This window comes from Roseovarius mucosus, from assembly GCF_002080415.1.
GTDB lineage: Bacteria > Pseudomonadota > Alphaproteobacteria > Rhodobacterales > Rhodobacteraceae > Roseovarius > Roseovarius mucosus_A.
The window spans coordinates 1,943,542-1,963,842 of record NZ_CP020474.1; the positions used below are offsets into that span (position 1 = coordinate 1,943,542).

Below are 20,301 nucleotides of genomic sequence, written 5' to 3' on the forward strand. Positions count from 1 at the left end.
TCTACTTTCCTTTCCGGCGCGCTGTCTCGCCGTCCGAGACGCGCAGACCTTTCAGTCTTGCCGCCTCCTCTACAACACGTTGCAACAAACCTCCAGCGCCCAGTGCCGCGTGGATTGTGGTTTGTCGGCCAAAGGCCTGGCCCAGCTCGTCCGCCGTAAGCCAGCCAATAAAAGAGCCGCCATAGGGCGTGCTCAGTTTAGATTTTCCGCGCTCAGAGCCATCGCTGGCCTGAATGAGAACACGCGCATCCTCGCGCATGAGCATGTCCTTGACCTTTTCATAGCCCGACACGGCGCGCCCACCTTTTCGGGCAAGGCTAATGAGGTCGATCACCCGCCGCACCAAAAGCGCCTCTACCTGGTCAACCAGCCCCTCAGGCACTTGGACAGTCTGCTTGGCTGCACGCGCAAAGAGCCCCTTATTTGCAGCCTTTTCAAGGGCAGCGCGATCCGCCGCGACCCAGATACCACGCCCCGGTAGCTTTTCAGCCAGATCCGGCGCAATCTGGCCTTCGGGGCCGATCACAAAGCGAATAAGCCCATGCTTCGGCTGCACCTCACCCGTGGCGATGCATTTACGCTCGGGACCGTCACTCCGGTCTTTGGGTTCACCACCGCGCCCCATGATGTGCTCCAAGGCCTGAGCGATCAGGCCTCGGCCTCCTCGTCATCATCGCCGTCGATATCGGCCTCGTCAGCATCGGCCTCAAGTTCGGTCGGGTCGACCCAGCCCAGCATCACGCGGGCGGTCATAACCATATTCTGCGCCTCTTCGAGCGAGACGTCAAATTTCTCCAGAATACCTTCGTCTTTGACGCGCTCGCCCTTAACTGTGGTCCATCCACCGGCAAGCTCCCAATCGGCGCAGGTGGCGAAATCCTCAAGCGATTTCACATCATCTTCGGCCAATGCCAGCACCATCTGCGGGGTGAGGCCCTCAAAGGCGATCAGGCTATCCTCGACACCCAATTCGCGGGCCTTGTCCAGAGCGGCCTTGGCCTGAGCCTCGATCACGTCGCGGGCACGCGCCTGAAGTTCTGCGGCTGTATCCTCGTCAACCCCGTCGATCACGAGCAATTCATCGACATCGACATAGGCCACTTCTTCGAGGTTGGTGAAGCCTTCGGAAACCAGCAATTGCGCAAAGAATTCATCCAGATCAAGCGCATCAACAAAGAGCTTGGTGCGCTCTTCGAATTCCTTCTGGCGGCGCTCGCTATCCTCGGCCTCGGTCATGATGTCGATATCCAGCCCGGTCAACTGGCTGGCCAGTCGCACGTTCTGACCACGACGGCCAATGGCAAGGCTCAACTGTTCTTCTGGAACCACGACTTCGATACGCTGCGCATCCTCGTCGATCACCACCTTGCTGACCTCGGCAGGCTGGAGCGCGTTCACCAGGAAGGTCGCCTGATCTTCGTTCCACGGGATGATGTCGATCTTTTCACCCTGCAACTCGTTCACAACCGCCTGAACCCGGCTGCCGCGCATACCAACGCAGGCGCCAACAGGATCAATCGAATTGTCATAGCTGATCACGGCGATCTTGGCCCGGCTACCCGGATCGCGCGCCACGGCCTTGATCTCGATGATGCCGTCATAGATTTCGGGCACTTCCATCTTGAACAGCTCTGCCATGAACTGCGGATCAGTGCGGCTCAGGAAAATCTGCGGCCCGCGCTGTTCGCGGCGCACATCCTTGATGTAGCAGCGCACGCGATCATTGGGCCGATAGGCCTCGCGCCCGATCTTTTCATTGCGGCGCAGAATCGCTTCGCCACGGCCCACGTCGACGATGACGTTGCCGTATTCCTCGCGCTTGACCACACCGTTGATAATGGTGCCCAAGCGATCCTTGAATTCCTCGAACTGCCGATCCCGCTCGGCCTCGCGCACTTTTTGCAGAATGACCTGCTTGGCGCTCTGCGCGGCGATCCGGCCCATTTCGACGGGCGGCACTTCTTCGACATAGGTGTCACCGACCTTGGGGTCGTCGAGATACTGCTTGGCTTGCGCGACGGTCATCTCTGCCTGATAGTTCTCGACCGCCTCATCCTCGACAACAGTACGGACACGGGTAAATTTGGCGCGCCCGGTCTTGCGGTCGATATTCACGCGAATATCCATCTCGCTGCCGTACCTGCTCTTGGCAGCACGGGCGAGGCTTTCTTCCATCGCTTCGACCACCAGTGCTGGGTCGATCATCTTTTCGCGCGCGACCGCTTCTGCGGTCTGCAACAGCTCCAGCTGGTTGGCGGATGTGATTGCCATGGTGTCAGTCCTCCTCAGAACCGTTCTCGGTTTCGATCTCGTCAAATTGCTCTTCGTTGATCACGCCCGCCGCTTTGCGCTGCCGCAGCATTTCCTTGATCAACTCATCCGTCAGAACCAGCTTGGCATCAGAGAGCCAGTCGAATTCCAGCCCGATCGTGCCTTCCTCGACATTGATCAGCACTTCGCTGCCTTCAACACCCGCAAGAACGCCCTTGAAGCGACGGCGTCCGTCGATCAGCTCGGTGGTCTCGATCTTGGCCTCATAGCCCTCGAACATCTCGAAATCCTTGAGACGGGTCAAAGGCCGGTCAATGCCGGGGCTTGATACTTCGAGCGTATACGCCTCGACCAATGGATCCTCGACATCCAATACAGCGCTGACCGCTGTGCTGATCGCGGCGCAATCATCCACCTCGATCCCGCCTTCGGGTTTGTCCGCCATGATCTGAAGCGTGTGATATTGCCCGCCCATAAGCCGGACGCGCACCAATTCGTAGCCCAGATCCTCGATCACGGGTGTAATGATCTCGGCCAGTCTGCGATCAATCGCTGCCTTTGCAATCAAGTCGTTCGTCATGGTTCCCAAGCACAAAAAAACGGGCGCGCGGCCCGTTACACTCTCCGGTGGTGCATTCGAGTGGACCCGAAAGCGCCGCTGTTGAGGGGCATATACGCCCCTCGCCCTGAGTCTGCAAGAGGATTCCACCTTAGCCGAATCTGTCTTGCCACGCGGGCAGGGTATCGCCCGCGACAGACCGCGCTGCGTGCACGCCGCGTGCAATAGCCCGCGCCATCACGCAAGCGGCTGCGTGGCCAAGCATCACCTGTGCCGCGAGATCAGGCGGGGGATGCGCGCCTGTGGCCAAGGCAAAGATAGCGTCACCATCCATAAGCGTATGCGACGGCACAAGCGCCCGCGCAAAGCCGTCGTGCGCCGCCACCGCCAATCGGGTGCATTGTGCCTGGGTTAGCGCCGCGTCGGTTGCGATGATCCCAATCGTGGTATTGCCGTGCTGCGCCATCTTGGTCGGAGCCTGCAGAGGATCGGGATAGGCCCGCGCCACGCCGCGCCCACCAAATTCTGCCCCCCTCTCGAACGGGGCCGCCCAAAACTCGGGCCCGTCCCCCACCGTGGCGGACCCAAGCGCATTTACCGCAACCAAGGCCCCCACCGTCACGCCAGAGGGCAAAACAACCGAGGCGGAACCTAGCCCTCCACGCAGGTTTGCCGTGGTCGCCCCGGTTCCGGCCCCCGTGCTGCCGATCGCGAAATCCTCAGACCTGCCCGCCAATGCCTTTCGGCCCAGACCCTTGTAGGGATTCTCACGCCATGCCTTGTCGCCACCGTTCAGCAGATCGAAAAGAATCGCCCCCGGCACGATGGGCACCCGCACATCGCCCACGGCAAACCCGCGCCCCTCATCGCGGATCGCGTCGGCCACACCCGACGCAGCATCAAGCCCAAAGGCCGAGCCACCCGACAGAACCAAAGCATCGACCTGCTCAACGACCCGGTCGGGGCTAAGCAGATCCGTCTCGCGCGTGCCCGGCGCACCGCCCATCACATGCACACCTGCGGTAAAAGGCGCATCGCCCACCAGCACTGTCACACCCGAACGTAGCCGCATGTCCTGCGCATTGCCCACGCACAACCCAGGCACATCGGTGATCAGATTTCGTGCGCCGATTTTCATTCCCATGCCGCAATCCCTATATCCCTGTCGCAAACCCGCTTGCCAGACCCGAGCTAATCGGCAAAAACGCCATAGGCTCGGGCGATGGCGTCGCCCCAAAATGGCCTTTCCCCACAGTCCTGAACGCCGGGACCTTCTTTTGCAAGGAGGGTCACTATGACTGCACGTCCTGAATTCTATCGTTTCCACAATGGCGAAAAGGCACCGCTGGCCTTTGCCACATCTGAATATGAGGCCCGGATCAAGGGGCTGCGCGCGCTCATGGCCGAGCATGGCACGGCGGCGGTTGTTCTCACATCCATGCAAAACATCGCCTATTACTCGGGCTTTCTCTACTGCTCGTTTGGCCGCCCTTATGGTCTTGTCGTCACCGACACCGATTGTGTGACCATATCGGCGGGGATTGACGCCGGTCAGCCGTGGCGTCGCTGTTTCTGTGACAACATCACCTATACCGACTGGCAGCGCGACAATTACTGGCGCGCAATCCTGTCGGTCACGGGCGAAGGGCGTGTTGTGGGCTATGAGGGTGACCACCTGACGCTGCTGCAACGCGACAAACTGGAAACTTTCCTAAAGCCTGCTGCGATGGTCGATCTTGCGCCTGCGACGATGCGGCAACGCATGCGTAAATCGGCGGCAGAGATTACCCTCATCCGGTCCTGCGCGCAGGTGGCGGACGTGGGCGGCTATGCCATCCGCGATGCGGTTCAGATTGGCACCCGCGAGATTGACGTGGCCATGGCAGGCCGCGATGCGATGGAAGCTGAGATTGCCAAACGCTTCCCGGATGCAGAGTATCGCGACACTTGGGTGTGGTTCCAATCGGGCCTCAACACGGACGGGGCGCATAACCCTGTGACTGCCCGCGCGATTGAACGCGGCGATATCCTGTCACTCAACACGTTTCCGATGGTGTCAGGCTATTACGTGGCGCTGGAACGCACCATGTTTGCCGGCGAAGTAGACGACGCCAGCCTGAAAATCTGGGAGGCCAACGTCGCCGCCCATGAATACGGCATGTCTCTGCTGAAACCCGGCGTCAGCTGCGCCGAGGTCACGCACAAGATCAACACCTTCTTTGAAGAGCGCCAATTGCTGCAATATCGCACCTTTGGCTATGGCCACAGCTTTGGCATCCTCAGCCATTATTATGGCCGCGAGGCAGGTCTGGAACTGCGCGAGGATATCGACACGGTGCTCGAGCCGGGCATGGTCATCTCGATGGAGCCTATGCTGACGCTGGCGGCGGATCAACCCGGTGCCGGGGGCTACCGCGAGCATGATATTCTGGTCATTACCGAAGACGGGAATGAGAATATCACTGGCTATCCTTATGGACCCGGTTTCAACGTGGTTGGCTAAATCAATGACTGCGGCGGGGGATCACCCCGCCGTATCACACCGCGATGCGGCCAGCCGCTGAAAGAACTTTAGCGCCTCCTGCCCAGCCGAAAACCGCTCCAACGCGCCGCCGCGCACTTCGGCGATGCTCCAGACCCAGCTTTGCGCCGGATCGTCCAGCATCGACCATTTGGGAAACATCCGCTCTTGCACTTCGCGGTGCATCAGGCGCACCGGATTGACATGCCGGTCATCCTGAATGATCCGATCATAGGTCGCCTCGACCTTGGGCTTCGGACCTTCCAAAAGTTGAAGATACATATCGCCGCGCACAATCAACGCACCGGTAATGTCGTCACGGGCGTTGTAGCGCCGCGCATCCAGCAGGATGCCCGCCAGCATCGCCGGGTCAAAGCCAAAAGGCTGAGAGGCGTAGATCAACTGGGTCAGCGGCATGTCATGGCTCCTAAAGCCGAAAAGATATACGACGCAGACTGCGCCGTCGACGGGGTCTTCACACATCCAGTCAACATGCGCCATTCCCGTGCCAAAAGCGATAGGCAGGCGCACAACCATGGATCATTTGCAGCACTTTACATGCCACCCAGATACGTATCCTATTGTCCCGTATCAACCCACCCACAGGTATACGCGATACGTTAGAATAGCGTTAAACGTCGATATTCATAGCAAGGAATCGCTTGGCCAGAGGCCTGCGTGATCCTTCCGCTCTGCTTAGCGCTATGGGTCTGCCCCCCTACCGCGACAACCCGCCATGCAGCGTCGGCTGATCAAGGCTCGCAAACCCGTAATGCCGCAGCCAGCGTAAATCAGAATCAAAGAACGCCCGCAGATCAGGAATCCCGTATTTCAGCATCGCGATCCGGTCGATCCCCATGCCAAACGCAAAGCCTTGCCACTCATTCGGGTCGATATTCCCCGCCTGCAACACCTTGGGATGGACCATTCCGGACCCGAGAATTTCAAGCCAGTCATTGCCCTCGCCCACCTTGAGCGTGCCACCTTCCCAAGAACAGCGGATATCCACCTCGGCCGATGGCTCGGTGAAGGGGAAATGCGACGCGCGAAAACGCAGATCGACATTGTCCACCTCAAAGAACGCTTTGACGAACTCTTCCAGCACCCATTTGAGGTTGGCCATGGAAATGGCACGGTCAATCGCCAGACCTTCGACCTGATGGAACATGGGTGTATGGGTCTGATCGTAATCGGCACGATAGACGCGGCCCGGCGCAATGATCCGAATGGGCGCGCCATTGGCCTGCATGCTACGGATCTGCACCGGGCTGGTGTGGGTGCGCAGGACATGCGGCGGCCGTTCGTCCCCGTCCGCCCGATGCGTGTAAAACGTATCCATTTCGGCACGTGCCGGGTGATGGCCGGGAATGTTCAGTGCGTCGAAATTGAACCAGTCGGATTCTATTTGCGGACCTTCGGCCACGGCAAAACCCATGTCGGCAAAGATTGCGGTGACTTCCTCTGTCACTTGGCTGACCGGGTGGATCGTGCCCGCCCTGCGCCCGCGCGCAGGCAGCGTCACATCCAGCCACTCGCCCCGCAAGCGTTCATCCAGCGCGGCATCGCCCAAGGCTTGTTTCTTGGCGGCAAGTGCGCTTGTGATCTCGTCTTTCAGCGCGTTCAGGCGTGGTCCGGCCTCTTGCCGCTCTTCCGGGCTCATCCGCCCCAATTCGCGCATCGCAAGGCTGATTTCGCCCTTCTTGCCAACGGCCTGCACACGCAGATCCTCAAGCGTGGTCTCGTCGCCCGCATGGGCAATCGCCGTCAGATATTTTTCCCGCAGATCACTCATTGCATCCATCCCGCTGGTCTCTCCGGCGAGTTACCGCGCATCGGCGCGGCGTGCAAGCAATTGCGCCGGTCAAGCCCGGTCGATCCGCGCCTGATAGCAACTGTTGCGCGCCGAGCGAACATGGATATAGGCCACATCCCTCTGCTCGAACACCTGTTCGGCATAGGTAGGGATCTCGGCCGCCGCCACAACACGACCGGTGCCGTAAACTATGCGGTCCCGGCTGTTGTAACCCTTGAGCAGATAGTCGGGGCTGTCTCGCAAGACTTCGGGAATCGCTGTGCCGTCATGCCGCGCGCAGGCATCCGCACAGAGGAAAATCGGCCCGGTCTCCGCATAGGGATGCAACCCGGCAAAGGGCCGATAGGCGAGGATCAGCATCGCCGCCCCCTCGGGTATGAGGCGCAGACAATGGCGGCAAGGATTGCCAGATCCCTGCGCCACATGATGTTCAGGCGGGGTTCCATAGGCATCGGGCGCGCCAGCTTGCAAGGCGCGGACAGTCTCTGTGGGCAAGGCGGCGATAGCAATCATTCTCGGGCCTCCGGTTCGGGTTTCCCCAAATCTGCCCCAAGGCTGCGTCATGAGACGACCCGCTTCTTGCGCAATTTGCGCTCACCCTTTCGGATTCTTGTCCTGAACGTCCCGGAGCAGCGCCTCGAGCTGTGTGAGTCGCGTCAACACTTCATCGCGGTAATTGTCGGTCTTTTCTACGTCCTCAGCGTGATGCGCATCCTGCATCGAGTTGACGATCAGACCGACCAGCAAGTTCACCACCGCAAAGGTCGTGACCATGATGAAGGGCACAAAAAACGCCCAGGCATAGGGGAATTCCTCCATCACCGGGCGCACGATGCCCATCGACCAGGATTCGAGCGTCATGATCTGGAAAAGCGAATAGGCCGAGCGACCCAGATCACCGAACCACTCCGGGTACGCCGCGCCAAACAATTTGGTCGCCATCACGGACCCGATATAGAACAGCATACCCATCAAAAGGAACACCGACCCCATGCCGGGTAGGGCCGTCACCAACCCCTCGACCACCCGACGCAGTGAGGGCGCAACAGACACGACGCGCAACAGACGCAGGATACGAAGTGCCCGCAACACCGACAGGCCCTGAGTGGCCGGAACCAAAGAAATACCCACGATAACGAAATCAAAGATATTCCAACCGTTCCGGAAAAATCCCCCGATTCCGCGCGCAAAAAGTTTGGCGGCGATCTCGACCACGAAAACCGCAAGACAGAGCTTGTCGAGCAAAAGGATCAGATCACCCGCCCGCTCCATGATCGGATCAGAGGTTTCCATGCCAAGGATCACGGCATTGAACAGGATCACGCCCAGAATCGCGTTTTGAAACAGAGAGGTGTCGATGAATGCGCCGACGCGGGTGCGAAAATTCATGAAGATGCCTGCCAAGTCCTATGTCTGACCAATGCGCCCCATATGGGCGCATCTCATCTGCGGCACAAGCGGGGCTGACTCAGGTTTCGGCGCGCGCTAGCATGCGGCCCAGCATTCGACCGCCGAGGATATGCAGATGGTAATGCGGCACCTCCTGCACACCATGGGCACCGGCGTTGGTAATCGCGCGAAAACCCTGACCATCTGCGCCCAGATCAACGCCCGTCTGGCGGCACACCTCGGCTACGGCGCGGTTGAAATCGACGATCTCAGCATCACTCGCCTCTGACGCAAAGTGATCGTAGCTGACATAGGCCCCTTTGGGGATCACCAGCACATGCACCGGGGCCTGCGGCTGGATATCGTGAAATGCAAGGGTATGCGCCGTCTCCAGCACCGTTTTGTTCGGAATCTCACCGCGCAGGATTCGGGCAAAGATATTCTGGGGATCATAGGCATAGGGCATGGGGCGTCCTCAATCTGCAAACAGGTGGTCGGGCTCTGCGATTTCCTGCGCTTTTTCGCGCGGAATATCAAGGAAGCGCGCCAATAGATCGGCGCGTTGGCCCCGATCATCCGATTGCCGCAGGATCATGTGATTCTCGAATTCGGAATCGCGTATGCGGTCGCTCTCATAGGTCATGTCGCCTCGGATTGTGGGCAACAGCCGCTCTAATGTCTCGGGCGGGGTCTGTTCGCCCGCCAGTCCCACACGCATGGCATGACCAATCAGATACGCATCGGTAAAATGACACTGAACTTCCAAAAGCTTGGTCACAGCGCGGTCGCCGCAGAAATCCTGCAAGAGATCAATGCTGCCGGGGTCCATGCAGACAAGCAGGCGATCCGTCTCATAGTAATCGAACAGCATCCGCATCAGAGCCCGCCGATGCCGGGTTCGTTTAGCCAAAGTACCCTGAATACCCCCCAGATCAGGCAGAGCTGTGCCCTCTTCGTTGAAAAGATATTCGATTGCAGGCAGGTTTGTGACCTGTCGGATGCGTTCCAGCAAACGCTTGGCCACATGCCATTTCTTGCACACAACGATCATCAGCTCGCGCTCACGCCCCAGCGTGCTTTCGGTTTCCCAGAACCGCTGAGCAAATCGTCGGCCTTCCCGGCCCCGCGCAGTCAGAAACTGAAACAGGCCGCGCCCCTCGTTCGAAATCTGGAACTGCGCGCGCTCGTCAGAATAGAGCGTGCCCAAACGCCGCTTCAGCTCCAATGCCTCGGGGCTGATCTTGCGGGCAAAGAGATAATCCTGACTGAGCAAGAGGTCGTAGTGGTCGTTGTAGAACGTGACCGGCATCCCATAGTCTGTGAACATGAGAAATGTCAGCGTGCGCGTCTCAATCTCACTCTCAGGCACCAGATGCCGCACAAGCGTTTGAAAGAACGTTTCATCGGGAATCCATGTGGTGCGAAAAAACCGCATCACATCGCGCCGTTTGCGGGTGAATTCCAAAATCCACTCGACTGTGCGCCGCCGAAGGCACCACCACTGGCTTCCGATCTGGATTTGGATGTCAGGCGGAATGGGGCGCGTCAGACCCAGTTTGCGCTGGAGGTTGTATGACGCGTAGAACCGCTTGGGCTGTGTGCGCTCGTTGAAGAAGTGGCGATAAATCAGCCGCTCTTCCTTCATCCCGGTTTTGATCCAGTCACTCTCAAAGTAGTCGAAACTTTCGACATAATCGACATCGCGATTGTCCAAAAATTGATGCGCAAAACGTGCCGACTTGATCGGCGCGCAATCGCCCGAGAGCATGTAAAAATGCGTGGCACGCGGAAATTCGTCAACCGCCGCCTCAACCGCGTAAAGCGTGGCTTGCACCAAAGACCAAGCGCCCCAACCGCATTTGATGCGCTTTCTCGCGAAGGTCACACTGGGATTATCCGCCAGGGCTGTCTTGATCCGGTTAAAAGCCTCGGGCTTGGCGCGTGCGTCAAAATGGATCGCCATATAGTCGCCCGCAGCCGTCAGCATCTCAGCCTGACGGATGATCGCCTCAGGGTCCTTGTGACACAGCAGGATGAATGCGATCTTTGCCATTACGGAAACGGTTTAACCTTCGATTTACCGACTGTTTATAGCATTAACGGTGAACAGCGCCTGAATAAACAGACTTTCTTTGGTTTTTTGAACAGGTTAGACAGGATCAAGCCTGCATCAAGCGGGAAAGTATTGGCGGAGGCAGTGATCATGGGATTTCCCGGAACCTGGATGACCGAAAGCGAGAGCGTGGTCTACCGCGTGGTCCCCAAGTGTGCCTGCTCGACCATCGGGCAAATTCTCTATTATTCCGATCATGGCGTGTTCTTTGATGGCGACATTCACGACGCAACAGAGGGCCTTCATAAATGGGCGCGCGAAGACAGTCAGAAGCTGATCAACGCCAATGTGAAAACCCATACCTCCTATGCGTTTTCCTGCGTGCGCAACCCATATACCCGCATCCTGTCGTCTTTTTTCGACAAGATTTGCGGCATTCAGCGCAACGGCAGCCGCTATCGCGGCAAGCTGGTGCCGACCATCATCCAGAAATACGGAATTGAAGTGGGCGGCGACGACGGCAAGCAAGAGTTTGACCAGATCAAAAGCTTTCGCCGGTTTTTGCTCTTTGCTCGGGACACCATCCGCTGGAAACGACCGATGGAGCCAGATATTCACTGGTCCGCGATGTCGGGCCATATCTCGACCTTTATCGTCAACGGTGGCCGCTACAACAAGATTTTCTGGACAGAGAAATTCGATGACGGCATGGGCGAGGTGCTGGGGGCGATCAACACCAAGCATACGATCGACCTCAAAACCATTCCTCGGTTCAACGAATCCGAAGGCCACGGGCCCAAACGCGCACATCCTGTCGAAGAGTATTTCGACGACCTCTCGATGCATCTGATCTACGAAATATACAAACGTGATTTTGACCTCTTCAAATATGATTTCGAGAATCCGGCCAACAAGATGCCAATAGGTGAGATCGACCTTGACGAGGTGCATGCCAAGCTGGGCGACTGATCTGCCCCACGAGGGCTTGCATTCCGGGCCAACTGGCGTATACGGCACGCCAGACATGCGCGTGATGCCCGCTTAGGCAAGAATCACCCCGTTAGGCGGGGGTCCCGGTTGGGTATGACGTGCGTTTACACATATCGAACCGAGAAAGGGTCACTTACATGGCCAATACGCCGCAGTCCAAGAAACGCGCCCGCCAGAACGAAAAGCGTTTTGCCATCAACAAATCCCGCCGCTCGCGCATCCGCACCTTCCTTCGCAAAGTCGAAGAGGCCATCGCTTCTGGCGATAAGGACGCGGCCGTGACCGCCCTGCGCAATGCTCAGCCCGAATTGATGCGCGGCGTAACAAAAGGTGTGGTGCACAAGAACACCGCATCCCGCAAAATTTCGCGCCTCTCGTCGCGCGTAAAAGCAATCGCGCAAAGCTGAGAAGCAACCCTTTGAAACTAAAAGGCAGCGTCGTCGACGCTGCCTTTTGCATGTCTGCGGGTCCGGCTGCGGTCAGAGATTCTTTTCGGTCAAAGCCTCTGTCAAGCGCATAGAGTAGTTGCCGCAACAGGCCGGAGGTTGCTAGTTTCAGACCTGCGATTCACGCTTGGGGGGACAGGCTGTATCGGGGTCAAGCAGAAGAGGGAAACCCTCAGCTATGGCACCGCTACTGAGCATTCTGCTCTAGTCATGTCCAATGCGAATGTACTTTGCGGTCAGGAACCGCGTGGCTTTGGGACGGGCCGCGCATATACGGTGATTGATTTCAGAGTACGCGCTTGTTGACGAGGGGACATGCATCCGTTGCACCTAGCATCGGAACGCAAGTTGCTTTGCCGACTCAAAACTGTGTCGCGCCGGATCGAACAACTGCTGTCGGATCCGGCTTGAGAAGAACGGTAGAGTCGCGGAACGGGGACAGAATGACACAAGAGCAATGGGGCCAGTTGAAGCAAAAACTTCAGCAATCCGTCGGGCAGAGCAATTTCAAGAACTGGATAGAGCCGCTGGAATTTGCTCGCGTCGATGATGGTGTCGCGACCTTTCATGTCCCCACGACATTTCTTGGCAATTATGTATCGCAACATTTTGGCGAATTGATTCTCTATCAGATGAGCAATCTGTCTCCTGATGTCAGGCGCCTGCAATTCCGTGTTGCCGCCAATAGTGGCGCGCGCCCCTCACGGCCTGCTACCGTAGCCTCGGTTGAACCTATCGCCGACAGCATCGTTCCGTCTGCGCCGCTGGACGAGAGGTTCACGTTTGATAGTTTCGTGGTCGGTAAGCCCAATGAACTTGCCCATGCCGCAGCGCGCCGAGTGGCCGAATGCGGCCCCGTTACATTCAATCCGCTGTTTCTTTATGGCGGCGTCGGCCTTGGCAAGACCCACCTGATGCATGCGATCGCTTGGGAATTGAAGATCACCCGCCCCGATCTCAACGTTGTCTATCTCTCGGCGGAACAGTTCATGTATCGCTTTGTGCAAGCGCTGCGCGACCGCAAGATGATGGATTTCAAATCGGTGTTCCGTTCCGTCGATGTTCTGATGGTCGACGACGTGCAGTTCATCGCCGGCAAGGACAGCACGCAAGAAGAGTTCTTTCACACCTTCAATGCGCTTGTGGACCAGAACAAGCAGATCGTAATTTCCGCCGACCGCGCCCCCGGAGAGATTGCCAATCTTGAGGAACGCATCAAGTCGCGCCTGCAATGTGGCCTCGTGGTTGACCTTCACCCGACTGATTATGAATTGCGTCTTGGCATCCTGCAATCCAAGGTCGACCGCTACCGCGCGCAATACCCCGACCTTGCCCTTAGCGACGGCGTGCTTGAATTCCTCGCACACCGGATCAGCACAAATGTGCGCGTGCTCGAGGGTGCGATGACCCGGCTTTTCGCCTTCGCCTCGCTGGTGCGCAAGCCGATCACACTGGAACTGACCCAAGATTGCCTTGCGGATGTGCTGCGCGCATCCGAGCGCAAAGTGTCTATTGAGGAAATTCAGCGCAAGGTCTCGGATCATTACAATATCCGGCTCAGCGATATGATCGGCCCAAAGCGAACCCGCTGCTACGCCCGCCCGCGTCAGGTGGCGATGTATCTTTGCAAACAGATGACATCGCGGTCCTTGCCGGAAATCGGTCGGCGTTTTGGTGGGCGCGACCACACAACGATCATGCATGGCGTCAAGCGTATCGACGAGTTGCGCATTCAAGATGCACAGATTGCCGAGGATCTGGAGCTTCTGCGTCGCACGCTGGAAGGGTAAGTGGCGCCAGCCCTTGACGCTGTCGGTTTTCCAGCCGAAAACTCCAAAAAACACTTGAGGTGCGGGGTGGAGTTGCTACCTTGCCCCTCCCGGCATTGATCCGGCACCTGACAGGAGCGAGGGAATGAAACTCAGCATCGAACGCGGCGCATTGCTTAAAGCCGTGTCTCAGGCCCAATCGGTGGTCGAACGGCGCAATACGATCCCGATCCTCGCCAATGTCCTGATCGAGGCCGAAGGTAACAGCGTACAATTCCGCGCCACCGATCTTGATATCGAAGTAGTGGACAAGGCTCCTGCTCAGGTCGAGCGGGCCGGTGCCACAACTGTATCGGCAGTGATGCTCCATGAAATCGTGCGCAAACTGCCCGATGGGTCGCTGGTTACGCTCAGCGACGACGGGGCCTCGGGCCGTCTTACGGTGCAGGCCGGACGGTCAAATTTCAATCTCGCCACCTTGCCGAAAGAAGACTTTCCGGTGATGGCCTCCTCGGAATATGCCAGCAATTTCTCGGCCCCCGCGCCAGTGCTGCGCCGCCTCTTCGACAAATCGAAATTTGCCATTTCCACCGAGGAAACCCGCTATTACCTCAACGGCGTCTATCTGCACGTCTCGGACGCCGATGGCGGCAAGGTTCTGCGCTGCGTCGCCACCGATGGTCACCGCCTTGCGCGTATTGATGCTGACCTGCCTGATGGAGCCTCGGACATGCCCGGCGTGATCGTTCCGCGCAAGACCGTGGGCGAACTGCGTAAACTGCTCGAAGACGATGACATGAAGATCGCGGTCTCGGTTTCAGAAACCAAGATCCGTTTTGCCACGCCCGACATTACCCTCACCTCCAAGGTGATCGATGGCACCTTCCCCGATTACACCCGCGTCATTCCGCAGGGCAACACCCGCCGAATGGAGGTGGATGCCGCAGAATTCGCGCAGGCGGTGGACCGTGTGGCAACCGTGAGCTCAGAGCGCTCGCGCGCGGTGAAGCTCTCGCTTGACGAAGATCGCCTGATCCTCTCGGTCAACGCCCCAGATAGCGGTGCCGCCGAAGAAGAATTGGCCGTGGCATATGGCGATGAGCGGCTGGAGATTGGGTTTAACGCGAAATATCTGCTGGAGATTGCAAGTCAGGTGGATCGCGAGAACGCGGTCTTCCTCTTCAACTCCTCGGGTGACCCGACGCTGATGCGCGAAGGCAATGACACGACGGCGGTTTATGTCGTGATGCCGATGCGGGTGTGACACCCGTAGGTGCCTGCGGCGGGAGTGTTTCGGAACGATGAAAGGGCCGTGAATGCCCGGCCTTTACCTGTCGGAATTGACCCTCTCGCATTTCCGCTCTCATAAATCAGGGCGACTTTCGCTTGATGCGCGGCCTGTGGCGATTCATGGGCCGAATGGGGCGGGCAAGACGAACCTGATCGAAGCGATTTCACTCTTGTCCCCCGGTCGTGGTCTACGGCGGGCCGCGGCGCAGGACATGGCGCGACGCCCCGAGGCGCTCGGCTGGAAGATCACCGCGATCCTGAACTCTTTGCATCAGGTTCACGAAGTCGAGACCTTCGCCGAAGGCACCGCCGCCCGCCAAGTCCGGATCGACAGCAAGACCGCCACGCAATTGGCGCTTGGCCGTATCGCGCGCCTTCTCTGGCTCGTCCCAGCCATGGACCGCCTTTGGATCGAAGGGGCAGACGGCCGCCGCCGCTTTCTCGACCGCATGACCATGAGCTTTACTCCCGCCCATGCCGAGGTTACGCTCGCTTATGACAAGGCGATGCGCGAACGCAACCGTCTGCTCAAGGATCAGGTGCGCGATGCGCAGTGGTATCTTGCGCTCGAACGGCAAATGGCCGACGCGGGCGCCGAAATCCATGCCAACCGCCAGCACGCGCTCGCCCTGATCATGGGGGCGCAGATGCAAGCCGAAACCGCCTTTCCCACTGCAGAACTGGAGTTGACGCAAACAGAAGGGGAGATGCCGGACAGTGCCGACGATCTGCGTCAAGCATTGGCCGAGAGCCGTTTTCGCGATCTGATGGCCGGTCGCACCCTGATCGGACCGCACCGCGCCGATCTCTACGGTGTCTATGCCGCCAAGGGCGTGCCCGCCGCCGACTGCTCCACCGGCGAGCAAAAGGCGCTTCTGGTCTCGCTCATCCTTGCGAATGCCCGCGCCCTTGCGCGCGATTTCGGGGCGCCGCCGCTCTTGTTGCTGGATGAGGTCGCAGCCCATCTTGACGCCACCCGCCGCGCGGCCCTTTATGACGAAATCTGCGCACTCGGCGCTCAGGCATGGATGACCGGCACCGGGCCAGAGCTATTCTCCGAACTGGGCAACCGCGCACAACATATCCACGTCACAGACACCGCTGGCATCAGCCAGATCACACCAGAGGCCCCATGACCCCGCAACGCGTCACTCTCATTACCCTAGGCGTCGAGGATCTTGAACGGTCGCGTACCTTCTATGAAGCGCTTGGCTGGACCCCGACCGAGGCACTTCCAGAGGTGGTGTTCTACCAGATGAACGGTTTGGTGCTTGGTCTCTTCGGCAAGGCGCATCTCGCCGCCGATCAGGGCCGCCCGGATACCGCCCTCGGGACCGGGGCAATCACGCTGGCCCAGAACTTTGTAACCGAGGCAGAGGTGGACGCCGCCTTTTCCACCGCGCTCGCCGCCGGGGCTACCGCGCTCAAACATCCTGAAGAGGTATTCTGGGGCGGCTATTCCGGCTATTATGCCGATCCCGACGGTCATGTTTGGGAAGTGGCGATGAACCCCTTTTGGCCACTCGCCGAGGATGGCAGCCTGACCTTGCCAGAAGCCCCATGACCATCGCGCCTTTCGATCTGATGCTCTACGCCGCGGCCATGGCAGGCCTCTGGGCTGTGCCGGGCCCGGTCTGGGTGGCATTGACGGCGCGCGCCCTCTCGGGCGGTATGCGCGGGGCATGGCCGCTGGCTGTGGGCGTGGCCTTGGGCGATCTGATCTGGCCGCTCTGCGCCATTCTCGGCCTTGCATGGGTTCTGTCGATCTATGGTGATGCGCTGAACCTGCTGCGCTGGATCGCAGCGGGCGTATTCATCGGTATGGGGCTCTTGCTGATCCGTGCGCCTGCGCGCGTCCCGGGTGCCGATAGCCGCATGACCCGCCCCGGCATCTGGGCCGGGTTTTCGGTTGGCGTGGCGGCGGTCATCGGCAACCCCAAGGCGATCCTCTTCTACATGGGTTTTCTGCCGGGTTTCTTCGATCTCGCGCAGGTTACCGTGCTCGACATCGCCGCGATTCTTGCGATTTCGGCGATCGTGCCCATGCTTGGAAATCTGGCACTGGCGCTTTTTCTCGACCGCGCGCGTCGCCTCTTGCAGAGCCCGGCAGCACTGCGCCGCATGAACATCAGTTCAGGCGTGCTCTTGATTCTCGTGGGGCTTGTGATCCCCTTTACGTGACCGACCTTGCACGCTTCGTCAGACTGAGCATGCCCCAGGAGCAAGCCCGTTCTTGATCAAGGATAGCGCAGCCGCCCCTAGCCCGGCAGGGTACCAGTGAGCACATAGCGCAACAGATCCACAACCTGCGCCGGTTCTCGGGCCACAGCAAGAGCGGCGGCATCTACTTCTTTGAGCGCATGGTCATGTTCGGGGCGTTGCAAGATAATCAGCGACTTGCCAAGTGCCGCTGCATAACCTGCGTCAAAGGCTGCGTTCCATTGCTTGTACTGCTCACCAAAGCGCACCACGACAACATCCGCCTCGGTAATCCCCTTGCGCGTGCGAATGGCGTTGACCATCGCGCCCTTGTGGTCGTGCCAATATTTGTTCGGCTCTTCCCCAAGGATCGCCACGCCGCAATCATCGCTCGCCGCGTGATCCGTGACCGGGCCTGAGAACACCACATCAAGCCCTTTGGACCCTTCAACAATCTGATCGCGCCAATCAGTGTGGATTTCGCCTGAAAGATAGACCTTGAGCATGGTTTTCTCCTCTTGTTCAGCCGCGCAGCACTCCGCCGGTCGCCTTTGTTACCTTTTCGATGATCTTGCCCGATACCGCTTCAATCTCAGCCTCGGTCAGTGTTTTGTCGCGGGGTTGAAGGCGTACGGTCAGAGCGAGGGATTTCTTGCCCTCACCCAGATTACCACCGCTGAAGGCATCAAACACGCGAACATCCTCGATCAGCGCCTTGTCGGCCCCAGCCGCCGCGTTGATGAGGGTCAGCGCCTCGGTTTGGACGTCTACCACAAAGGCGAAATCGCGCTCGACCGCCTGCAGATCGCTGATGTCCAATGCGCCCCTGCTGGCAGATGTCTTGCGCGGCAACGGAATTTCCGCCGGATAGAGGGTAAAGGCCACGGCAGGCCCTTTGACATCCAGCGCCTGCAAAATGCGCGGATGCACCTCGCCAAAGATACCCAGTACCTTTTTGGGTCCCAGACAGATCCGCCCATGCCGGCCCGGATGGAACCATGCCGGCCCGTCGCGCAGGATCTGCACCTTGGCAGGCGCGCCAATAGCGGCAAGGATCGCTTCGACATCGGCCTTGGCGTCGAAGACATCAACCGCCCGCGCTGCGCCATGTACCTCTTTGGGCCCCGAGCGCCCTACAAGAAGTCCCGCGACCTGCAAATGCTGTTCACCCGGCTCGCCACCATGAAAGGCGTGCCCCACTTCGAACAACGCCAGATCCATGATCCCCCGCGCCTGATTGCGGGCCGCAGCCCGCAACAGACCCGGAAGCAGGTCCGGACGCATGTGACTAAGGTCTGCGCTGATCGGATTGGCCAGCATCGTCGCATCATCGCCTCCGCCAAAGAGCGTGGCTGCGGCATGGTCAATAAAGCTGTAAGTGACACATTCGTTATAGCCAAGCGCCGCACAGGCGCGGCGCGCGATCTGTTCGCGCTTTTGCATCGGGCTGAGGATCGGCTTGGGCACGCCAGGCAGGGCGCGTGCCATAGGGCGGCCTTGCAACTTGGTCAGAGATGCAATCCGCGCCACCTCTTCCACCAGATCCGCCTCGCCAAGAATATCAGGCCGCCAGCTTGGGACATAGGCCATGTTACCTTCGAGCTTGAAGCCGAGTGCAGTTAAACTCTGACGCTGCTCGCTTTCAGGAATTTCCATTCCCACCAGCGATTGCACCCGCGCAGGATCAAGCCGGTAGGCGCGGCTCACATCCGGAACCTTGCCCGCGACGACGCGGTTCGAAGGCGCACCACCACATAGGTCGAGGATCATTTGCGTCGCTAGATCCAGTGCTTCCATGTTGAACGCAGGATCAATACCGCGCTCGTTGCGATAGCGCGCGTCTGAGTTGATCCGCAGAGCGCGGCCCGTTGTGGCGATCTGCACGGTGTCCCATACCGCCGCTTCCAGAAAGACATTTACGGTTTCGTCGGTGCAGCCGGTTGTGAGACCCCCCATGATGCCGCCAATGCTCTCAATGCCGGACTCGTCAGAAATCACCACCTGACCGAGGCCAAAGGTGTATTCCTTTTCATCCAGTCCGATCAATGTCTCGCCGCCTGTCGTGCGGTGTATACGAAGGTCACCCTTCACCTTGTCCGCGTCAAAAACATGCAGGGGGCGATTGCGATCATAGGTGAAGAAGTTGGTGATATCGACCAGCGCCGAGATCGGGCGCAGTCCGATGGCGCGCAGCCGCTGTTGCAACCATTCGGGAGAAGGGCCGTTCTTGACCCCCCGGATCAACCGCCCAGCAAAAACCTCACAGCCGCCGGTTGCCGTATCCGCGTCAATCGTCACACCGATGGGGCAGGCGAACTGCCCCTCGATGTCGACAGTTTGCGCCGGTTTCATCTTGCCCATCCCCCGCGCTGCCAGATCAAGAGCAACGCCGCGCACGCCAAGCGCATCGGGACGATTGGGGGTGATGGCAATCTCGATCACGGGGTCAACCTTGGCCGGATCATGGGCGGCCAGCCAATCGGTAAACCGCTGGCCTACCTCGCCCGAAGGCAGTTCGATGATGCCGTCATGCTCTTCGCTAAGCTCCATCTCGCGCTCGGAACACATCATGCCGTGGCTCTCGATGCCCCGGATCTTGCCAACGCCGATGGTGGTGTCGATGCCTGGCACATAGACGCCCGGCTTGGCGATCACGACGGTGATCCCTTCCCGCGCATTGGGCGCGCCGCAGATAATCTGGGTCTCTCCATCCGCTGTCGCGACCTGACAGACACGCAGCCGGTCCGCATCGGGATGCGGTTCTGCCTTGAGCACCTTGCCGATGGTAAAGTCACGCAGCCGCGCGGCGGGGTCGGCGATGCCTTCGACCTCTAGCCCAAGATCGGTCAGGGTCTCGGCGATCTCGGTAACCGAGGCCGTGGTTTCCAGATGCTCTTTCAGCCAGGACAATGTGAATTTCATGCGTGCTTTTCCGCCTGCAAATATAGGTTACAGAGCGCTTTACCGGATATGTCAGGCATGGAAAACCCCGCATTGCTGC

Annotated in this window: 20 protein-coding genes; 8 read left to right on the forward strand and 12 right to left on the reverse strand. The window is 59.1% G+C overall.

Translation table 11 applies throughout. The features are described from left to right. Nucleotide 1: 1 nt before the first annotated feature. The 4 genes from ROSMUCSMR3_RS09310 to ROSMUCSMR3_RS09325 form a co-directional block, all read right to left on the reverse strand. A complete protein-coding gene (locus ROSMUCSMR3_RS09310) occupies nt 2-625 on the reverse strand; it encodes an RNA-binding protein (protein ID WP_008281290.1) in 624 nt (207 codons plus the stop codon). 23 nt (nt 626-648) lie between these two features. Continuing rightward, nucleotides 649-2,271 carry a transcription termination factor NusA gene (gene nusA / locus ROSMUCSMR3_RS09315; RefSeq protein WP_081507153.1) on the reverse strand — a complete coding sequence of 541 codons (1,623 nt, stop codon included), beginning with the start codon at nt 2,269-2,271 and terminating at the stop codon, nt 649-651. A 4-nt stretch (nt 2,272-2,275) separates the two neighbouring features. After that, a complete protein-coding gene (rimP, locus tag ROSMUCSMR3_RS09320; protein WP_008281288.1) occupies nt 2,276-2,851 on the reverse strand; it encodes a ribosome maturation factor RimP in 576 nt (191 codons plus the stop codon). Between the two features lie 130 nt (nt 2,852-2,981). Then, nucleotides 2,982-3,968, reverse strand: a complete 987-nt coding sequence (locus ROSMUCSMR3_RS09325) for a P1 family peptidase (RefSeq protein WP_081508589.1) — start codon at nt 3,966-3,968, stop codon at nt 2,982-2,984. Nucleotides 3,969-4,124: 156 nt separating this feature from the next. On the opposite strand from ROSMUCSMR3_RS09325, the gene ROSMUCSMR3_RS09330 reads away from it, so the two are divergent. Further along, entirely contained in the window at nt 4,125-5,333 is a 1,209-nt protein-coding gene (locus ROSMUCSMR3_RS09330) for an aminopeptidase P family protein (RefSeq protein WP_081507154.1), read from the forward strand. Between the two features lie 21 nt (nt 5,334-5,354). Here the strand turns inward: ROSMUCSMR3_RS09330 and ROSMUCSMR3_RS09335 are convergent, their stop codons facing one another. The 6 genes from ROSMUCSMR3_RS09335 to ROSMUCSMR3_RS09360 form a co-directional block, all read right to left on the reverse strand. Beyond that, nucleotides 5,355-5,768, reverse strand: coding sequence for a BLUF domain-containing protein (locus ROSMUCSMR3_RS09335; protein WP_008281285.1), 414 nt, complete (start codon nt 5,766-5,768; stop codon nt 5,355-5,357). Nucleotides 5,769-6,069: 301 nt separating this feature from the next. Beyond that, nucleotides 6,070-7,143 carry a phenylalanine--tRNA ligase subunit alpha gene (gene pheS / locus ROSMUCSMR3_RS09340; protein WP_037297935.1) on the reverse strand — a complete coding sequence of 358 codons (1,074 nt, stop codon included), beginning with the start codon at nt 7,141-7,143 and terminating at the stop codon, nt 6,070-6,072. A 69-nt stretch (nt 7,144-7,212) separates the two neighbouring features. After that, a complete protein-coding gene (locus ROSMUCSMR3_RS09345) occupies nt 7,213-7,677 on the reverse strand; it encodes a DUF1203 domain-containing protein (protein ID WP_081507155.1) in 465 nt (154 codons plus the stop codon). Between the two features lie 81 nt (nt 7,678-7,758). Next, nucleotides 7,759-8,553, reverse strand: coding sequence for an ion transporter (locus ROSMUCSMR3_RS09350; protein ID WP_008281282.1), 795 nt, complete (start codon nt 8,551-8,553; stop codon nt 7,759-7,761). Nucleotides 8,554-8,632: 79 nt separating this feature from the next. Next, nucleotides 8,633-9,019 carry an HIT domain-containing protein gene (locus ROSMUCSMR3_RS09355; protein WP_008281281.1) on the reverse strand — a complete coding sequence of 129 codons (387 nt, stop codon included), beginning with the start codon at nt 9,017-9,019 and terminating at the stop codon, nt 8,633-8,635. Nucleotides 9,020-9,028: 9 nt separating this feature from the next. After that, nucleotides 9,029-10,606: a DUF5928 domain-containing protein gene (locus ROSMUCSMR3_RS09360; RefSeq protein WP_008281280.1), complete on the reverse strand. Its 1,578-nt coding sequence runs from the start codon at nt 10,604-10,606 to the stop codon at nt 9,029-9,031. Between the two features lie 150 nt (nt 10,607-10,756). Here ROSMUCSMR3_RS09360 and ROSMUCSMR3_RS09365 point away from each other — a divergent pair, with 150 nt between their 5' ends. The 7 genes from ROSMUCSMR3_RS09365 (at nt 10,757) to ROSMUCSMR3_RS09395 (ending at nt 17,282) form a co-directional block, all read left to right on the forward strand. After that, the gene (locus tag ROSMUCSMR3_RS09365) at nt 10,757-11,575 is read left to right on the forward strand and encodes a sulfotransferase family protein (protein WP_037297933.1); all 819 of its coding nucleotides are present in this window, start codon (nt 10,757-10,759) and stop codon (nt 11,573-11,575) included. A gap of 158 nt (nt 11,576-11,733) precedes the next feature. Continuing rightward, complete coding sequence (gene rpsT / locus ROSMUCSMR3_RS09370) at nt 11,734-12,003, forward strand: 30S ribosomal protein S20 (protein ID WP_008281278.1); 270 nt, start codon at nt 11,734-11,736, stop codon at nt 12,001-12,003. Nucleotides 12,004-12,485: 482 nt separating this feature from the next. After that, the gene (gene dnaA, locus ROSMUCSMR3_RS09375) at nt 12,486-13,832 is read left to right on the forward strand and encodes a chromosomal replication initiator protein DnaA (protein WP_008281277.1); all 1,347 of its coding nucleotides are present in this window, start codon (nt 12,486-12,488) and stop codon (nt 13,830-13,832) included. Nucleotides 13,833-13,956: 124 nt separating this feature from the next. Beyond that, nucleotides 13,957-15,075 (forward strand): DNA polymerase III subunit beta, encoded by a 1,119-nt coding sequence (gene dnaN / locus ROSMUCSMR3_RS09380; RefSeq protein ID WP_008281276.1) that lies wholly within the window; start codon nt 13,957-13,959, stop codon nt 15,073-15,075. 52 nt (nt 15,076-15,127) lie between these two features. After that, nucleotides 15,128-16,237 carry a DNA replication/repair protein RecF gene (gene recF, locus ROSMUCSMR3_RS09385; RefSeq protein WP_081507156.1) on the forward strand — a complete coding sequence of 370 codons (1,110 nt, stop codon included), beginning with the start codon at nt 15,128-15,130 and terminating at the stop codon, nt 16,235-16,237. Then, a complete protein-coding gene (locus ROSMUCSMR3_RS09390; RefSeq protein WP_081507157.1) occupies nt 16,234-16,665 on the forward strand; it encodes a VOC family protein in 432 nt (143 codons plus the stop codon). The genes recF and ROSMUCSMR3_RS09390 overlap by 4 nt, the downstream gene beginning before the upstream one ends. Beyond that, on the forward strand, nt 16,662-17,282 hold the full coding sequence (locus ROSMUCSMR3_RS09395) for a LysE family translocator (RefSeq protein ID WP_081507158.1): 621 nt from the start codon (nt 16,662-16,664) through the stop codon (nt 17,280-17,282). The genes ROSMUCSMR3_RS09390 and ROSMUCSMR3_RS09395 overlap by 4 nt, the downstream gene beginning before the upstream one ends. Nucleotides 17,283-17,359: 77 nt before the next feature. Here the strand turns inward: ROSMUCSMR3_RS09395 and ROSMUCSMR3_RS09400 are convergent, their stop codons facing one another. After that, nucleotides 17,360-17,806, reverse strand: a complete 447-nt coding sequence (locus ROSMUCSMR3_RS09400; RefSeq protein WP_081507159.1) for a YtoQ family protein — start codon at nt 17,804-17,806, stop codon at nt 17,360-17,362. 16 nt (nt 17,807-17,822) lie between these two features. Further along, nucleotides 17,823-20,222, reverse strand: a complete 2,400-nt coding sequence (gene pheT, locus ROSMUCSMR3_RS09405) for a phenylalanine--tRNA ligase subunit beta (RefSeq protein ID WP_081507160.1) — start codon at nt 20,220-20,222, stop codon at nt 17,823-17,825. Nucleotides 20,223-20,301 lie beyond the last annotated feature (79 nt).

Bases quoted from the DNA above. Each gene is read 5' to 3' on its own strand.
- nusA (WP_081507153.1), bottom strand. From the start codon at position 2,271: ATGGCAATCACATCCGCCAACCAGCTGGAGCTGTTGCAGACCGCAGAA.
- pheS (WP_037297935.1), bottom strand. From the start codon at position 7,143: ATGAGTGATCTGCGGGAAAAATATCTGACGGCGATTGCCCATGCGGGC.
- ROSMUCSMR3_RS09355 (WP_008281281.1), bottom strand. From the start codon at position 9,019: ATGCCCTATGCCTATGATCCCCAGAATATCTTTGCCCGAATCCTGCGC.
- ROSMUCSMR3_RS09330 (WP_081507154.1), top strand. From the start codon at position 4,125: ATGACTGCACGTCCTGAATTCTATCGTTTCCACAATGGCGAAAAGGCA.
- ROSMUCSMR3_RS09400 (WP_081507159.1), bottom strand. From the start codon at position 17,806: ATGCTCAAGGTCTATCTTTCAGGCGAAATCCACACTGATTGGCGCGAT.
- rimP (WP_008281288.1), bottom strand. From the start codon at position 2,851: ATGACGAACGACTTGATTGCAAAGGCAGCGATTGATCGCAGACTGGCC.
- ROSMUCSMR3_RS09325 (WP_081508589.1), bottom strand. From the start codon at position 3,968: ATGAAAATCGGCGCACGAAATCTGATCACCGATGTGCCTGGGTTGTGC.
- ROSMUCSMR3_RS09365 (WP_037297933.1), top strand. From the start codon at position 10,757: ATGGGATTTCCCGGAACCTGGATGACCGAAAGCGAGAGCGTGGTCTAC.
- ROSMUCSMR3_RS09360 (WP_008281280.1), bottom strand. From the start codon at position 10,606: ATGGCAAAGATCGCATTCATCCTGCTGTGTCACAAGGACCCTGAGGCG.
- dnaA (WP_008281277.1), top strand. From the start codon at position 12,486: ATGACACAAGAGCAATGGGGCCAGTTGAAGCAAAAACTTCAGCAATCC.
- ROSMUCSMR3_RS09395 (WP_081507158.1), top strand. From the start codon at position 16,662: ATGACCATCGCGCCTTTCGATCTGATGCTCTACGCCGCGGCCATGGCA.
- ROSMUCSMR3_RS09345 (WP_081507155.1), bottom strand. From the start codon at position 7,677: ATGATTGCTATCGCCGCCTTGCCCACAGAGACTGTCCGCGCCTTGCAA.
- ROSMUCSMR3_RS09310 (WP_008281290.1), bottom strand. From the start codon at position 625: ATGGGGCGCGGTGGTGAACCCAAAGACCGGAGTGACGGTCCCGAGCGT.
- recF (WP_081507156.1), top strand. From the start codon at position 15,128: ATGCCCGGCCTTTACCTGTCGGAATTGACCCTCTCGCATTTCCGCTCT.
- ROSMUCSMR3_RS09350 (WP_008281282.1), bottom strand. From the start codon at position 8,553: ATGAATTTTCGCACCCGCGTCGGCGCATTCATCGACACCTCTCTGTTT.
- ROSMUCSMR3_RS09335 (WP_008281285.1), bottom strand. From the start codon at position 5,768: ATGCCGCTGACCCAGTTGATCTACGCCTCTCAGCCTTTTGGCTTTGAC.
- rpsT (WP_008281278.1), top strand. From the start codon at position 11,734: ATGGCCAATACGCCGCAGTCCAAGAAACGCGCCCGCCAGAACGAAAAG.
- pheT (WP_081507160.1), bottom strand. From the start codon at position 20,222: ATGAAATTCACATTGTCCTGGCTGAAAGAGCATCTGGAAACCACGGCC.
- dnaN (WP_008281276.1), top strand. From the start codon at position 13,957: ATGAAACTCAGCATCGAACGCGGCGCATTGCTTAAAGCCGTGTCTCAG.
- ROSMUCSMR3_RS09390 (WP_081507157.1), top strand. From the start codon at position 16,234: ATGACCCCGCAACGCGTCACTCTCATTACCCTAGGCGTCGAGGATCTT.